The organism is Streptomyces sp. NPDC005803 (genome assembly GCF_040630435.1).
GTDB lineage: Bacteria > Actinomycetota > Actinomycetes > Streptomycetales > Streptomycetaceae > Streptomyces.
This window is the reverse complement of the sequence record NZ_JBEXXO010000002.1, coordinates 1-14,562: the sequence shown is the minus strand read 5'-3', so window position 1 is coordinate 14,562 and position 14,562 is coordinate 1. Positions and strand designations below refer to the sequence as shown.

Here is a 14,562-nt window from a genome sequence, read left to right as displayed (position 1 = left end):
AGTGGGAAGAGATCGTGACGTCAGCGGAGAGAGTCGCGGAGCACCTCCTCCGCTTCGTCGAGGCGGGCGCACAGCACACCCAGGGCCCCGCGGCGGGCCCGTCCGTACGCCTCCAGCTGGGGAGTAACCGCAGCTGGGCCATCGAGTGGTTCTGAGAGCTGGTATACCGAGCAGGCCAGACAGCAGGCCGCGAATCGCGGCACTGCCGGGCGGTCCGTGACTGGATGGCCGGGTTGGCTTCCCGGTAGGCGGCGACGGACGTGACCAGGCCGGCAGGCCAGTCCGCGGCCGCGGCCTCGGCCTCGGCCTCGAAAGAGGTCATCTCGGTCGGCTCGGCGACATGCAGCACGGCGCGGGTCACCACACATGGCCGCGGACCTGTCCGCTGCGCCAGAGGTAGGTGTTCGCGACGCTTCCCTTGTGGATCAGCAGGCCCCACCCGATGTGCTCGGCGGCGTAGTCGCGGGCGCAGATCGGGCAGCCGATCCCTGCCATGTGGTCCTTGAAGTGCTCGGGCCAGGAGTTCCGCGCCGGTGCCCACCAGCCCACGGGTGTAGATCCGGCCCATCACGGAGACGCTCACTGCGGGCCGCCCTTCAGTGACTCCGGCGTCGAGGGGCGTCCGGGCTGCGAAGGAACGAGCGGAGCGTTCGCCTCGTATTGAGCGGCCTGGGCGGTGAACATGCCTCGGTAGATGCCGTTGGGCCGGGCCATGAGCTGCTCGTGGGTACCTTTTTCAGCCACCTGCCCGTGGTCGAGGACGTAGATGCGGTCAGCGTTGGCCGTGGCCGCGAGGCGGTGCGTCACGAGAACGACGGCGTGGCCTTCTTCCGCCAGGGACCACAGGCCTTCGAACGCCGCGATCTCCGCATGCGGATCCAGGGCCGAAGTCGGTTCGTCGACCAGGAGGAAAGGCGCGCCTCGGTACAGGCTGCGCGCCGTGCCCAGCTTCTGCCATTGCCCGCCCGAGAGCTGAACGCCGCGCTCGTAGCCCTTGTAGACGATGGAGTCCCAGCCGTGGCGCAGCCCCTCGATCAACTCGAGGACGCCGGCGGACCGTGCGGCGGACTTCACCCGGACCATGTCGCGGACGCGGTCACCGGCGCCGATCGCCACGTTCGCAGCCGCGGTCATCTCCCAGCGTGGGAAGTCCTGTGCGAGCAGCCCCACCAGGGCGAAAACCTCGTCCCGGTCGGCGTCCCGGAGCTCGACCCGGTCACCGCTGTCGGTGTCCTGCCACCACACCTGGCCCTCCGGGGGCAGTAGCAGTCCGGACAGCACCTTGGTCAGGGTGGTCTTGCCGGAGCCGTTCGCACCCACCAGCGCGGTCACCTCGCCGCGGCGCACCCGCAGGCTGACGTCGCGAAGCGCGGGGGCTTCGGCCCCGGGGTAGGTGTACGACACGTTGTCCACTCGGATCTGGTGGACGCGGGCAGGCAGCGGGGTGCCGGTGGTGGGGATGGCGTTCTCGGCGGCCAGGGCGATGGCGTCCTCGGTGTCGGTGAGGAACAGCAGCTCCTCGTAGAGCCGGTTGACCTGCTGGACCAGCGAGGTCAACCGGGCGGTCGAGGCGCGGATCGCGAGGACGGCGGTCCCGCCGACCGCCAGTGGCAGCAAGCCGTCGGCCAGCAGCCACCACAGAACCCCGTAGCAGGCCAGCGACGCGATGCCCGCGAAAGCGCCGGCGACCAGGTCCGTGGAGGCCTGCGCACGGGCCAGGCGGCGCTGCTCCACCTCGGTCTGGTGCGACATCTCCTCATAACTCTTCAGCAGTTTCGTCCCGGCGGCGTGCACACGGATCTCGCCTTGCGCGTGCGGGCGGGTGAGGAAACCCAGGAGTGAGGCGATGGCCCTTCGGTGGTCGATCCAGTGCAGTTTCGACACGTACTCGCGGCGCGCGGAGCTGACTGATCCCCATCCCTTGGGCAGGGCGATCACCAGCAGCATCGGCAGCAGCATCCAGTGCAACGACGCCAGTACCACGGCGGCCGCCGTCATCGAGATGAGCACGTTGCCGACCCCCACCGACAGCATCAGCATGCTGCGGGCTGAATCCGTGCCGAACCGGCCCGCCTCCAGCACGCGCTGGACCTCAGGGCGCTCGGTCGCCTCCAGCTCGACGCGTGTGACGGCCGTGTAGTAGCGCACGGAGACGGCCCGCTCGACCTGTGGCTCCAGCCGGCCGGACATCGCCGTCGACCACGCCGTCAGCAACGCGGCGATCACCGCGGTCGCCGCCAGTACCGTCAACGCCGGCAGGGCTTCACGCAGCCTGTCGGCCGTCGGGCCCTGCGCGAACAGATTCGTGAGCACGCTGTTGACCGCGACGAGCCCCCAGGCCGCGGTCACTCCCTGCCCGAGCTGCGCGGCCACCACTCCCGCCATCGCCCGACGGTCCGTCTGCCAGCCCGTGCGGAGAACCAGGGCGACCATGCGCGGCAGCGCAGCCGCCATGTGCCGGAACGAAAGCCGGGTGAGCGGGCCCGCGTGACGTACGTAGGACTGGTCGTAGCGCAGCCTGCCCCCGTACAGCTCGCGCTCCGCGTCGGAGATCGTGTTCTTCGCCGGCGGGCTCTTTGCGTCTGGTGGAGTATCGCGGCGTGGGCCGGTGCGTCTCAACGTCGCTCCCTTCTGCGGGTCGTTGCGGTGTCGTCCGGTTCAACGAGCCCATCGAGATTTCGAACACGTGTTTTTCGGCCGAGTCTCGAATCCCGATTCCATGCGGCTTCCGAAAGTTGCGGGGTGCATGGGCCCTTGCGCCGCACAAGGTGCCCCCTGAGCGGGCGTTGGCTGAAATGCCGCCGGTCGCAAGACAGCCGGAGGGAGACAGCCATGGGCCACCGCCAGCCGCACTGGGCGTAGTTGACCGGGACGTGGCGCGAGGAGGCCGCCCCGCCCTTCGACAGGGACCGGATCAGTTCGGATGAAAGGTCAGTACGGCATGGCCCCCGGACACGAAAGGCCCGCCGCCGGGAAACGGCGCCCGTTGACCTGGAGGGCGATCGAGTACGCGCCCGGCGTGAGTTCCACGGCGGCGGTGGTGCGCAGTACGTGGTACACGCCTGCGGCCCGGCCGATGCCCGGCTGATCGACTTCGAGGCCGCCGGCTTCACCCCGTGCGCCGGCCGATGCGGTGTGCCTGTACGTGCCCGGCTCGGGCTGGTTGAGTGTCGGCGATCCGGTGGCATCCGGACGGGCCGGCCAGCACCGCCAGACGCTGGCACGTGGCATTCCATGGGGCTGACTTGACTCCGTCGGGGATCTTGGAGGTACGGAGGTCAACTGCCCAGGGTTCGCCAGGACCTCGGCCCGGGGGACCTGGTGATGGCCTAGGTAGTCGTGGAGGGCGGTCGGCTGGCGGGATCGGGCGCTTCCGCGGGCGGTGGCAGCCCGGTTGAGGCGGCACGCGCTTGCCGAAATCCCTTACCCCGGTGCTCACAGGATCGAGGCAACGGCGCTGCGGACAACCAGCGATCGCGTGGACTGTGACCGGGCATACTGGTCGTTATCTGGTGGAGGGGGCTCATGGATCGCGATCAGGATGACCGGGGGCCATCTGCGCAGGACCGTGCGCCGGCCCCTCACGAGATCACCGCCGGGAGTGACAACGACCTCTCTCCGGCCGGGGAAGGCCGGGGGAGGGCTTTGACCGGCCCCGAGGTAAGTGCCGAGTCCATCGTGTCCGCGACCGCCGGCGCATCGGAAAGTGCCGACGACCGTGCCCAGCAGGCAGCGGGATTCACCGCACTCAGCGCACGGCAAGGGCTGGAAGGCCTGCTGGGCGAGGCCGTGAACAGCGCGGGGTACGCGGTCGACCTATGGCGCGAGGTGGAACGGGATGCCCCGGAGCAGGTCGGCGCACTGGCTGACGCGCTGAGACTGTACGGAGTGCGGCTCGCCGAGGTGGGACGCTACGAAGCCGCAGCGGTTGCCTCACACGAGTCCGTGACTCTGTCGCGCGGACGACTGGCCGATACACCCCGGCCATCGGCCGCCGGCGGGCTCGCCCTCGCCCTGAGCGTGCTGAGCACCCACCTGATGCGGCTCGGGCGCGGCGCCGAGGGCATGGCAGCCGCCCAGGAAGCAACAGATATCGCCCGGACCTGGCTTCGGGACGGCACCTGGGCCGAAGGAGGCGAGGACGGCGACGGCGAGCAGGAGAGCGACGTGGCCCTGGCCACCGCACTCGGCAACCTCGGACTCCACCTGCGGCAGGACGGCCGCCGCCAGGAGGCACTCTCCGCCGAGCGCGAGGCGAACGATGTCTGGCGACGACTGGCACGCGCCGACGACGCGTACAAGAGCGACCTGGCCGGCTCCCTGTCCAACCTGGGCATCCACCTGGCGGAAACCGGAGCACCCGCCGAAGGGCTGGCCGCAGAAGAGGAGGCGGTGGTCCTCAGACGCGGCCTGACAGCCCATTCGGCCCCGGCGCACGAGAGCGACCTGGCCCGGTCCTTGTCCAACCTCGCGATGCGCCTGGTGGAGAACGACCGCTGGGCGGAGGCCGACGACGCTTCCCGTGAAACGGTCGAGATCTACCGCCGTCTGGCCGATCTGCTGCCTGCCGTGCACGAGTCCGATCTCGCCCGCTCCTTGTCACAGCGGGCCGCGATCGTCGCCCACGAGCGGGGTCCGCACCAGGCACTGGACCCGGCGGGCGAGACCGTCCGGCTCTATACCAAGCTGGCCCGCGCCAATCCCGAGGCGTACGACGAGGAACTCGCCCGCGTTCTGGCTGCCGAGGGCCGATACCTGGCAATGGCGGGCCAACCACGAGAGGCGGCCGGCGCCCTCACTGCCGAAGCGGAGATCCGCCGTCGGCTGTCCAGACGCCTGCCGCACCACACCGTCGAACTGTCCACGACCCTCGAGCGTCTGGCGGGCCTGCTCGACAGCATGCAAAACACCGACGGCAGTGCGGCGGCCCGCGTCGAGGCCGTCGATGTCCTCACCGAGTACGCCGAGGATTTTCCCGCGCAGGGCGCACCCCGTCTTGCACTTGCCCTGGTACTTCTGAGTGAGCAGCATGGTGACAACGGCGACTACGCCGAGGCGCTCACCACCGCGGAGCGGGGCATCGCCGTCATGCGCGGTCTGGTCGCGCGAGGCGAGGACATTTGGAGAGTCGACCTCGGCAACGCCCTGGCGAACACCGCCCTATGGCTCGCCGGGCTCGCACGCGATGCGGAGGCTGTCGCCGCCGCCGACGAGGCCGTTGAGCTCTACCACCTGCCCCCGGCCCAAGGACCCCGGCTGCCGCCGCAATGGCTCGCGCGCATCCTGCGGCTGAAGGGCCGCGCCCTGTCGCGGCTGCGACGCTACGACGAAGCGCTCGCTGTCAACGTCGAACTGGCCGCGCTTCTGGAGGAACAGGCGGCCCTGGACCCTGCGGAGCGCACCACGAGGGAGCTCGCGGACGTCCTGGCCGTGATCGGCTCGATGACGTGCGCGCTGGGTGACACGCAGCGTGGCAGGAACTATCTGGAGCGGGCGCTGAATGCCTACGCTCTTCTCACCGGCGCCGAGGCGACGGGCTGCACGGGGGCACGTGTCGCTGTGCTGCTGGAACTGAGCTCCCTTGCGGCGAGGTCCGACGACCTCACTCAGGCCCTTGCCCACGTGGAACACGCCGAACTCCTGTGCCGTGACATGCCCGCAGAGCTGACACCGGGGCAGGGGTTGCTGGCGAGCGTCCTGCGACGACGCGCCACGCTCCAAGCCCGCGGCGGCAGCCCTTCCGCCGCGGTGGACTCCTCGCGGGAGGCGGCGGACCTTCTCCGACGCAGGGTTGAGAACGGCGGCGGTGCAAAGACCGCGGTCGAGTGGGCTGAAGCCCTGAGAGAGCTGTCCGCGCTGCTCGTGGTCAACCACGACCCGGAGGGTGCACTGGACGCGGCCAGGCAACAGATCGCCGTGCTCAGCGCCGCGCAGTCGACGCCTCCCACCGTGGAGATCCAGGACCGGCTGTTCGACGCCCGCAACCACCTGCACCACACGCTTCGCAACGTTGCCGTGACGCAGATGCGTGAGGGGCGGTCAGGTATCTCGGCCTTGCAGGAGGCGGCGTCCGTCATGACCGCCTTCCTCGCCGCGCTGCGGGGGGCCGCCGCGGCCGACCCGCCGAAGTACGAACCTCACCTGCTGGCGGCGATGCATGAACTCGCCGTCGATCTGCTGGCCCTGAAGGACTTCGAGCAATGCCGTGTGGTCGCCGAAGAAGGCGTCGAACGGGGGCGCCGAATCTGGGACGAAGATCCGCTCCAGGGCCATTGGCTCGGCCTGATGCTTGATCTGTTGCGCGACTGCCGGAGAGGGGCCGGTGAGGCCGGACCGGCCCGCGCTGCCGCCGACGAGGCCGTAGCGGTATGGACTCGGCTGCGTAACGAGGGCCACCCGGCAGCGACCGATGCCCGGGTGGCGGAGGCCGTCACCCGGCGCGCGCAAACCGGCGGCCCTCCGTGACCGGACACCGCCCGGTCCCGCCCCGTCCCGGAGCATCCCTCTCTCAGCACGCGTCGACAGCTGCCAGCCCCTTGGCGGTGCGCATGTTCACCCGCTGCTCGCCGACCGCCGTCTTCAGGACCAGTACGCCCTGATGGAGCCGGACGACCGCGCCGCAGACCGGACCCGCGGGCGTCTGCACCAGCAACGAGGGCTTCTCCCGACCCGGGCCGTACCAGGTCGTGCCCACCGCCGCGACGAGCAGCAAGGTACAGCACACCGTTGCCAGCACGCCCCAGCGGAGGGCCTTCGCGCCGGCGAGCGCCTCCAAGTGGTCGGCGATGCGGGCGGGCTGCGGGTTGCGGGTCGGTGCACGCAGAGGGCTGCCGTGCGCCGCTCTGACCAGCAGCAGTGCCCCGGCGGCCCCGGCGGTCAAAGATGCCAGAAGAAGGAGGCCGACGACTACCGCCCATCCGGCGGCCAACTGGCTGATGTCGGAGCGGCCCTTGACGAGACCGAAGCCGATGAGTCCGGCGAGCAGCGCGCCCAGGCCGTTGCGCCACGCGACAGCGGCTTCACGCACACGGGGCAGCTCGCCGCGGAGCAGACGGTCGCGCTCCTGGGCGGCACGCAGATCGCCGGGAGTCGCGGGGGCAGGCCCGGCGGAGAGCCGGGGGTCACGGGTCACGGGGCCCGGTCCGGCCGGCGGGAAGGCGTCGGCTGCCCAGGAGGTGGGGAAATGGTGAGGTTCCAGTAGGCGCCGCACCCGACGTAGTCCTGCGGACGGCCCAGATGCGGGTCTTCGCAGGTACACATCATCGGTTCCACCTGCGGGTTGGGCGCGGACGCCCGCTTGCGGCCCCAAACGGCCCTGGTGACGCCCAGAGCGTCGTCCACTACGAGCCGGAAGACGGCACTGACGACAGGTATGTCGATCACGGTACGGCAGCGTGGGCACGGCCCCCGCACGATCTGCGTCCCCGGCTCCGGCTCCTCGATCGTGAACTTCTCGGCCACCCACTCCGCGTACTCGGGGCGTGTGGTCTCGCGGTACTCGAGCTCCGGCTCCTGTCGCGGCGCCCGCTCTTCGTCGCGGTCGGTCATCTGTGTCTCCCAGTGAGGAAAGGGGGGCTTGTCAGGGACCTGTGTGGGTGAACGGGAGCCACGCGGCGGGCGGCAGGCGCTCGGTGTCGCGCAGATGGCGTACCGCGTCGTGCAGCGCCAGAGCCGAGTCCGCCGGATCGAACGCGCCCGAAACCGTGAGCCGAGCGTAGACCGAGGCGGTGATCGTGGCGGCCGTCCGGTCATGAACCGACCACAGGGTGGCGATCACATGCCGGTACCCCGTGAGGTGCATCGCCGCGGCCAGCGTGATCGCCTCGTCCGGGAGCAGGACGCCACCGACAGCCGTCATGCACGCGGACAGAAACGCGAAGTCGCCGTCGTGCTGGCCGGCGCCGATGTCCGCGATGCTCAGCACGCCGTCGCTCAGAAGCAGGCCACCCTGCGAGGGATCGGCGAGATTCTGGCCCCCATGGCAGGCGAAGTGCGCCCACCGGGACCGTGCCATCGCCTCACGTACCGCCGGCACCGTGGCGTCGCCCGCCTGCAAAAGCGTGTGCGCGGAAGGGAACATCGCGCACAACAGCTCGCTCTCGCCGGACACCTCGGTCAGAGGCACTTGGCCCGGTGCCTCGGGGACGGCGACGATCAGCATGTGTGCGTCCGGGCCCGTCTTCGCGGCCGGACGGCGCGCATCGATAAGCGCCCGCAGCGTGGGCGTGTACGAGGAGACCGCCCGGTCCAGCACGCTGAGCCCACCGGCCCGTCCGGGTTCGTCGTGGTGGCCGGCGGCGTGCAACGGCAGGAGCGTCAGCGGTCCGGTGGGGCACCACCACACGCGCGGCCACGGCCGACCGGGCTCCGGCGGCGCCGTCAAACCCAGTTCGTCCAGCACGGGTTCGGCGACGGTCCGCCACAGCCACCGCAGGACGTCGGTGAACGTGGCGTCCCGCCGACGGGTGGCGCGCTGCAGCTCGGCCTTGGCCTGCGTGTACCCCCGGATCGCCGCAGGGCTCACGTCGCCGTCGTCGTAACGGGCCCGGGCGCGAAAGACCTCGAGCCCTGCCTTGTCCACGTCCTCCAACACCCGCAGATACATGAGGGTCTGCTCCTGCGCCTCGCGTTCCGAGAGGCCGGGCAGCCGCGTGTGCGTCACCCCAGCCGGACGCACGATGAGGGCGTCACCCCGCCACCTGCCGACATTCACCATGACCACGGGCCCGCCGGCGGCAGCCGGAAGGAGGGCGTCGAGGGGTGGCGGCCGAAGAAAGTCCTCGTAGCCGGCCGAGCGCACTGTATGGACGAGTTCGTCCCATGTGCGGGCCAGCGCCATCCGCTCATCGGCATGCGACCTGGCTTCGGACATGCGGCGCGTTCCTTCACTTCCAGGACGTGACGCTCCATTTTCCCCCGAACGCGACGCGAAGAGAAGCGAGTTGGAGCTTTTGAACTGTCTCCCTCCGTGCCGGGCCGCTCCGTGGCCATGGACCACCGTCCCGCGCCTCCCGTGCAGGGTGAGCTCCCTACTGTGCGGCGGCCTGGTTCAGGGCGCTGAGACGGGCGCGCACCTCCTCCAGGCGGGTGGCGAGTTCCGGATGGGTCGCCCGGACCTCGTCCAGGCTGGTGCGTGTGCGCAGCACTCCCGCCCACAGCACATTGCGCCCCTGCTCGAGGAGGGCCACCGCGGTTTCCGGCTGCCCTGCGTCGAGAGCTGCGGCGGCGGCATGGCGTGCTATCCCCTCGTACCGGCGTAGGTGGGACTCGCGCAACGACCGGTCCAATCCGAACCAGACCGCGATCGGCAGAAGATCGACGGCCGTTGCCCATGCTGCAAGGGCCGTGGGCCAACGCTCCTGACTGGTCTCCAGATGCCCCCAGTGCACCGCGGCTCTGAGCCGGCCGTCCGGCGGCCCGTCCGGCGCCTGCGCGGCGTCGCGGAGGTGGCTCGCGGCTTCGCGGGCGTACGACACCTTGCCGGTACGATCCGCGAGCGTCTTCAGCACCTGGGCCAGCAGAATGCGGGTGTCGGCGTGATGTACCTGCCCCGCGGTCTGGGAGACCGCTGCTCGTCGCGCGTACGAGGCCGCCGATTCCAGGGCGCCCTCGGAGCCGTCGGGACCCATGCCGCGCTGGTGATGCGCCCGTGCGAGATTGAGCAGCGCCATAGAGTGCTGTGTGTGCCCCGGCTGCGTGCGGTCGACGATGTGCGCGTACGTGTGCGTAGCTTCCCGCAGATCCAGATCGTCCGAGCCGGTGCGCTGCCGAACCAGGAGCGCCATGGCCAGCGACTGCGCGTAGCGCAACTCCTCGCTGTGTCCGTCCGGCGCGGTGGACAGCGCCTCACGTGCTGCCGCCACCCCGAGATCCGCCACCCCACGTGCTCGCTCCTGGTCAGGGTCATCCTGCGCGAGCGCGATGGCCGCCGAAGAGAAGTGGATCAGGCGCCTCGGACGCTCGCGGTGACTGGCCGGGGTCAGGTTGAGAGCCTCAAGGCTTACCTCGTACGCCCGGCGCAGGTCAGCTGGATCGGTGTGGTGTGCCGCTCTCAGGCGCAGGGCCATGCCCAGATTGCTGAGCGCGGTCGGCCGGTCGGCCGGTGCCAGGACGTCGAGCACACTGTCGTACAGGGCGATGGCACGGTTCAGATCGGCGACGACTCCTGTGATCCCGTACCGGCCGGTCAGCCCGGAGGCGAGTGCGACGGCGTGCTCCCGCGCCTGCCCTGACTCCACATGCCGCGGGCCCGGTCCGTTCCCGATGTCGCCGACGTGGTCCGCCTCGCGGGCGTCCTGGAGCGTGTCGATGGCCTCGTCCAGTTCGGCGACGTCACCACTGAACTCATGCCGCCGTATGAGGCCCTGGGCCAGGACGCCCCGAGCCTTCGCCCGCTGCCGAAGGGAGACCCCGGGCTGTGAAACCAGCTGCCGCGCCACGGTGATCGCCTCGGTGAGCGCGTCCATGTCCTCGGTCTCCTCGAAGAGGATATGCAGGAGGCGCACGCCGGAGATGACGGTGGACACTGCCGCGCCGGTCCACGGCGGCGGCGCAGCGGTGCGCACCTCGTCGACCACCTCGCGTAGGGCGCCCACATGCTCACGAAACTGCCCGGCCACCTCAGCGGCCACTGCCAGCACGTCCAGGCGGGCCAGGTTTTCAGGGTCCCCACGCCGCAGCCGCCACGCCAGCGTGAGCGCCTCGCCGGCAGCGTCCGGATCGCCTGCGATGCCGAAGTCCATGAGCAGCGCCGACAGCCGCCACACCGACTCGGCGTCGTCGGCCTCCAATCCCATGGCGGCACGCCACAGCCGGGCGGCTTCCCGACCGTGGGACGGGTCCCGGGTCCGCTCGAACCGGGCATCGAGGGCCCGCGCCAACGCCTTGCGCGTATCGAGGTCCGGCGAGGCGGCCTCCGCATCCCGGAGCGCACCGAGGAACAAGGAGGGAAGCGTCAGGTCCTCGCTGTGCTCGTACAACCGGGTCAGCACGGTGGAGAGGCGGCGCGCGCTTCGCCGGGTGCCCTCCCGGTCGACGAACTTGTCCAGCGCCTCGCGAAGCGCGGCCGCCGCCGCCTCGGCATCAGGGACCGATCCGGTGACGCGCCCGCGCTCGGACAGTGCGAGACCGAGAGCCGCCAGCGCGTGAGGGTGACGACTGCTCCGGTCCACGGACCGCTCCGCGTGCTCGACGGCTGTGTCGAGGTACCGGCGTTGGTTGTTCCGGCTGAACGCGTTCGACAGACCCTCCGCGAACAGGGTGTCCGCGATCCAGCCGTCCTCGGCGCTCTCACGCACCCCACTGATCAACTCGACAACCGCAGCCGCGGCCGGCTCGTCGGCAAAGGCGCGTTCCACGCTCCGCGCCAGTCGGACCAGCAGCCCGCCCCGGCCCTCGTTCGCGGTGCGCAGTGCCTCGCAGTAAGCACCGGCGGCTGCCGCCGCGCCCTCGTCGCCTGGGCGCCGGGCCCACCCGTCGCCCAGGGCCCGGAAAAACTGATGCCGTTGCGGGTCTTCTGCTCTGACCAATTTAGCGGCGGCCCGCACGTGGACGAAGGCCTCCTCGGCGCCCGCGGGATCCTCGCGAGTCTCGGCCAGCGAATACAGCGCCTGGGAGAAGTTGAGCCGGGCCAGCGCCTCGCCCGGCCGTCCGGCCGCGATCCGCACCGAGAGCCTCAGCACGTCGACCGCTTCGCTCAAGTAGGGCAACTCCTGGGAAAGGCGTCCTCGCGCATGCAGACAAGCCCCGAAGTTGGCGAGCAGATCGACGTCGATGTCGTCGGTGACCGCGCCCGGCGAGCTGATCGTCCGGTGGAGCAGACGGCCCAGCTCGATCGCCTCATCGAGCACCGACGAATCGCGGGTCTCCTCGGACAACGTCTTTCCCACGGCCAAAACAGTGCGGGCAGCGCTCCTCCGGAGCGTCGACTCCGGTGCGATCTTCATCGCCAGACGGGCAGTTCGGGCAGCGAGAAGCAGGTGTCCGGTGTCGCCGTCCGAGACGTGGCCGAGGTAGAGGGCGGCGCTGAGCTCGATCAGCAGCCGGGTGTGGTCGGCCCGCAGCGTCGTCGCGGACTTGGCAACAGCAGTGTCCACCACCCCGGCTGAGTCCAGGACGGCGTTCAGTGCCCAGTACTTCTCGAGGCTGACAGGAGAGTCGAACAGAGCGTTCGTCATGAGGTGGTAGGTGAGCACCGGAACGACCGCGTCGGGCCGGACGAGCAATCCCTTGTCGTCCCCGGGGCGCACGCCGGCATCCTCTACCCACGCAGCGAGCGCGACCGTGTCCTCGTCGAGCAGCAGAGACGGTCTGCTGGAGTACGCCTCAACGACTGTCGCAGCCAGTAGTTCTGCCGCCTCGTCGAGGCTCATACCCGGATCGAACTCCATGCCCCAGTATGCCCGGACGGAACGGTGAAACAGGGGTGGTGCGTGGACAAAGCCCGAAAGCTGCTTGGACATCCGCGAGTCAGCCTCGATCAGGGACGGGAAGGCGGGGGCATCCGGGGACCGGGAGGGCGTGGAGCCGGGCCCGGCTGTCGGTGATCACGGGGGTCCAGGGCCAGTGTCCGACAAGGCGGCGCATGTTGCCGGCCGAGTCGTGGTCCGCCTGTTTCTCTTGTATCAGCAGGCCATTGGCGTAGGCGATCGTCGATATGCCTCCTCGGCGCCGGCCCGCAGGCGAGGCGACGGGGCCGTCGGCCTTCTGGCGAGCCGGTCACCGACTCGACCGGCCCTGACTCGGCTGAGAGGACGAACCCGCCGCCGACGATGACGGCGCTGCCGGCCAGGAGCATGGGTGCGTCGATTGTCCGAACCCGGGGCGTGAGTCTGCCGGCGACGAACCCCAGCACCGAGAACGGGACGAGGACCAGCCTGGCGGCGAAGGTGGTCAGCCCGAAGCCGTAGCCGGCGCTGTGCGGCGTCTGCGCTACTGGGTCAGTGTCTACCGCGCCATTTCCGACCCTGAGAGCCTGACTGCCTACGACAAGCCGGCCCGTCCGGCCGTCCAAGCTGGGGGCGGGCGGCTCCTGTCCCGTGACGGCCGGGTCGTCGCCCACGAAGCCGGAAACACGCAACGCGTTGTCCTGATCGAGTTCGACAGCTTCGAACAGGCCGTCGCGGCACACGAAAGCGAGGCATACCAGGAGGCGCTGGTGGTCCTTTCCGACGCCGTCGAGCGCGACTTCCGCATCATCGAAGGCATTGACTGACCGACGGGCGCAGCCATCGCTGAGCACCCGTCACCTGATATGCACACGGTGCTGAACGGCGACTCTCGCCGTTGTCTTGGATTGTGAAGTGTTTGCACAGGTCAGCGGGTTGGAGGAAGTCAAGGCACGTGAGGCAAGCAGTGAAGGCGTGGTCGGTCGGGCCTGGCGGGAGTCGTTGCCCCATACCGATGGTGTCGATGTGGGGGATCATCGATGGGCTACGCCACCCGCGGTGCGGTCATCATCCACCAGCTGGTGCAGGACGGCGCCGGCTGAGGCAGGCCGGTACGCTCCGGTACGCGTTCGGTCGGCCGTTGCGGGCAGGTTCGGCTAAGGGCTGTCCCGTAACTGTGCTGCGTGACCCGTCTCAGCGAACTTTGACGAGTCTCAACGAAGCTTGACCGGCTTGGGCCAGCCCTCGGGTCCAGCTGGCGGAGTCGACGGTGTCAGGCCGGCTCGTCGTCGGCAGGGGCCCACTCTTCGCGGTATCCCGGGCGATCGGAGTAGGCGGTTGCTGCAAGGACCCGCAGGGACCAGTCGACGCTGTCGTGGTCATGGGTACCGGCGTGTTCCGGGTCGCGCCATGCGGCGAGCAAGTCACGGCGCATGGCGATGGTGCGGGCCGGTGAGTAGAGCGCGGCAAGCGGGTTGTCGGGGGACAGCCCTTCGGGAAGCCATGACATGGGTGGCTGGTCTGCGGCTGCCACTTCATCGGCGTCGATCTGCTCGTGCAGCCAGGTGATCAGTTCGGTAGTCATGCCCTGCATGATCTCCCATGCCGATTTCGCTCGACGAAGGCACCCTGACCGGCCTGGGATGATCTTGTTGTGGCTGGTGTGATCACGGCGTCGGAGCCGTCCTGGGTAACCCCGTTCACCGGGCTCAGCCCCCGTGCCTTCGGGAAGCTGGTGACGGTGCTGCGGCGCCAGGGTGGCGGACGCGGTCCGCAAAGGTCGGCCGTGGAGCCTCCCGCTAGAGAACCGGGCCCTGATGGTCGCGGCCTACTGGCGCACGAACCTCACAATGCGGCAGCTCGCCCCGCTGTTCGGAATCTCGAAGTCTGCGGCAGACCGGATCATCGTCCGCCTAAGGGCTGTCCCGCAATCCCTGGTGGATCAGCGCGCGGCGTCAGATGCGCTGCATCGCAAGGCGGAGGAGCGTCCGCATACTGGATGTATTCGGGCGTTCCGACAACGCGGCGAGGTTCCGTAGCTGTCGTCGTGCGCCCGCCAGGGATTACGGGACAGCCCTTAGCTTGATCTTTAACCTCAGGGCCCGAACGATCTCTCGTACTTGATCACTCGGACTGGTAACTGCGGTGCACGCAGGCGGCCTTCGGCTGAGCATGT

The 14,562-nt window shown here is 69.8% G+C and carries 11 protein-coding genes and 1 pseudogene; 4 read left to right on the top strand and 8 right to left on the bottom strand.

The window, feature by feature from the left end:
• Positions 1 to 14: 14 nt before the first annotated feature.
• The gene (locus ABZ454_RS02655; RefSeq protein WP_359535761.1) at positions 15 to 155 is read left to right on the top strand and encodes a hypothetical protein; all 141 of its coding nucleotides are present in this window, start codon (positions 15 to 17) and stop codon (positions 153 to 155) included.
• 202 nt (positions 156 to 357) lie between these two features.
• Here the strand turns inward: ABZ454_RS02655 and ABZ454_RS02650 are convergent, their stop codons facing one another.
• From ABZ454_RS02650 to ABZ454_RS02640, 3 genes are all read right to left on the bottom strand, one after another.
• The gene (locus ABZ454_RS02650; RefSeq protein ID WP_359535760.1) at positions 358 to 549 is read right to left on the bottom strand and encodes a hypothetical protein; all 192 of its coding nucleotides are present in this window, start codon (positions 547 to 549) and stop codon (positions 358 to 360) included.
• A gap of 30 nt (positions 550 to 579) precedes the next feature.
• Positions 580 to 2,619 (bottom strand): ABC transporter ATP-binding protein, encoded by a 2,040-nt coding sequence (locus ABZ454_RS02645; RefSeq protein WP_359535759.1) that lies wholly within the window; start codon positions 2,617 to 2,619, stop codon positions 580 to 582.
• A gap of 312 nt (positions 2,620 to 2,931) precedes the next feature.
• On the bottom strand, positions 2,932 to 3,231 hold the full coding sequence (locus ABZ454_RS02640; protein WP_359535758.1) for a hypothetical protein: 300 nt from the start codon (positions 3,229 to 3,231) through the stop codon (positions 2,932 to 2,934).
• Between the two features lie 294 nt (positions 3,232 to 3,525).
• Here ABZ454_RS02640 and ABZ454_RS02635 point away from each other — a divergent pair, with 294 nt between their 5' ends.
• Positions 3,526 to 6,465 carry a hypothetical protein gene (locus tag ABZ454_RS02635; RefSeq protein ID WP_359535757.1) on the top strand — a complete coding sequence of 980 codons (2,940 nt, stop codon included), beginning with the start codon at positions 3,526 to 3,528 and terminating at the stop codon, positions 6,463 to 6,465.
• 43 nt (positions 6,466 to 6,508) lie between these two features.
• Here ABZ454_RS02635 and ABZ454_RS02630 read toward each other — a convergent pair whose 3' ends face one another.
• The 4 genes from ABZ454_RS02630 to ABZ454_RS02615 form a co-directional block, all read right to left on the bottom strand.
• Entirely contained in the window at positions 6,509 to 7,132 is a 624-nt protein-coding gene (locus ABZ454_RS02630) for a hypothetical protein (RefSeq protein ID WP_359535756.1), read from the bottom strand.
• Complete coding sequence (locus tag ABZ454_RS02625; protein ID WP_359535755.1) at positions 7,129 to 7,548, bottom strand: hypothetical protein; 420 nt, start codon at positions 7,546 to 7,548, stop codon at positions 7,129 to 7,131. Before ABZ454_RS02625 ends, ABZ454_RS02630 begins: the two co-directional genes overlap by 4 nt.
• A gap of 31 nt (positions 7,549 to 7,579) precedes the next feature.
• Positions 7,580 to 8,872 (bottom strand): CHAT domain-containing protein, encoded by a 1,293-nt coding sequence (locus ABZ454_RS02620; RefSeq protein WP_359535754.1) that lies wholly within the window; start codon positions 8,870 to 8,872, stop codon positions 7,580 to 7,582.
• 157 nt (positions 8,873 to 9,029) lie between these two features.
• Positions 9,030 to 12,371 (bottom strand): hypothetical protein, encoded by a 3,342-nt coding sequence (locus ABZ454_RS02615; protein ID WP_359535753.1) that lies wholly within the window; start codon positions 12,369 to 12,371, stop codon positions 9,030 to 9,032.
• Between the two features lie 554 nt (positions 12,372 to 12,925).
• Between ABZ454_RS02615 and ABZ454_RS02610 the strand changes: the two genes are divergently transcribed.
• On the top strand, positions 12,926 to 13,213 hold the full coding sequence (locus ABZ454_RS02610) for a DUF1330 domain-containing protein (RefSeq protein WP_359536162.1): 288 nt from the start codon (positions 12,926 to 12,928) through the stop codon (positions 13,211 to 13,213).
• Between the two features lie 446 nt (positions 13,214 to 13,659).
• On the opposite strand, the gene ABZ454_RS02605 is transcribed toward ABZ454_RS02610, so the two are convergent.
• Positions 13,660 to 13,971 (bottom strand): DUF6221 family protein, encoded by a 312-nt coding sequence (locus ABZ454_RS02605; RefSeq protein WP_359535752.1) that lies wholly within the window; start codon positions 13,969 to 13,971, stop codon positions 13,660 to 13,662.
• Positions 13,972 to 14,040: 69 nt separating this feature from the next.
• Between ABZ454_RS02605 and ABZ454_RS02600 the strand changes: the two are divergent.
• Positions 14,041 to 14,293, top strand: a pseudogene (locus ABZ454_RS02600) (transposase family protein); the annotation flags it as partial.
• Between the last annotated feature and the right edge of the window lie 269 nt (positions 14,294 to 14,562).

Excerpts from the sequence above, each read along its gene's own strand:
- ABZ454_RS02640 (WP_359535758.1), bottom strand. The coding sequence starts at position 3,231 with ATGCCACGTGCCAGCGTCTGGCGGTGCTGGCCGGCCCGTCCGGATGCC.
- ABZ454_RS02635 (WP_359535757.1), top strand. The coding sequence starts at position 3,526 with ATGGATCGCGATCAGGATGACCGGGGGCCATCTGCGCAGGACCGTGCG.
- ABZ454_RS02625 (WP_359535755.1), bottom strand. The coding sequence starts at position 7,548 with ATGACCGACCGCGACGAAGAGCGGGCGCCGCGACAGGAGCCGGAGCTC.
- ABZ454_RS02620 (WP_359535754.1), bottom strand. The coding sequence starts at position 8,872 with ATGTCCGAAGCCAGGTCGCATGCCGATGAGCGGATGGCGCTGGCCCGC.
- ABZ454_RS02615 (WP_359535753.1), bottom strand. The coding sequence starts at position 12,371 with ATGAGCCTCGACGAGGCGGCAGAACTACTGGCTGCGACAGTCGTTGAG.
- ABZ454_RS02605 (WP_359535752.1), bottom strand. The coding sequence starts at position 13,971 with ATGACTACCGAACTGATCACCTGGCTGCACGAGCAGATCGACGCCGAT.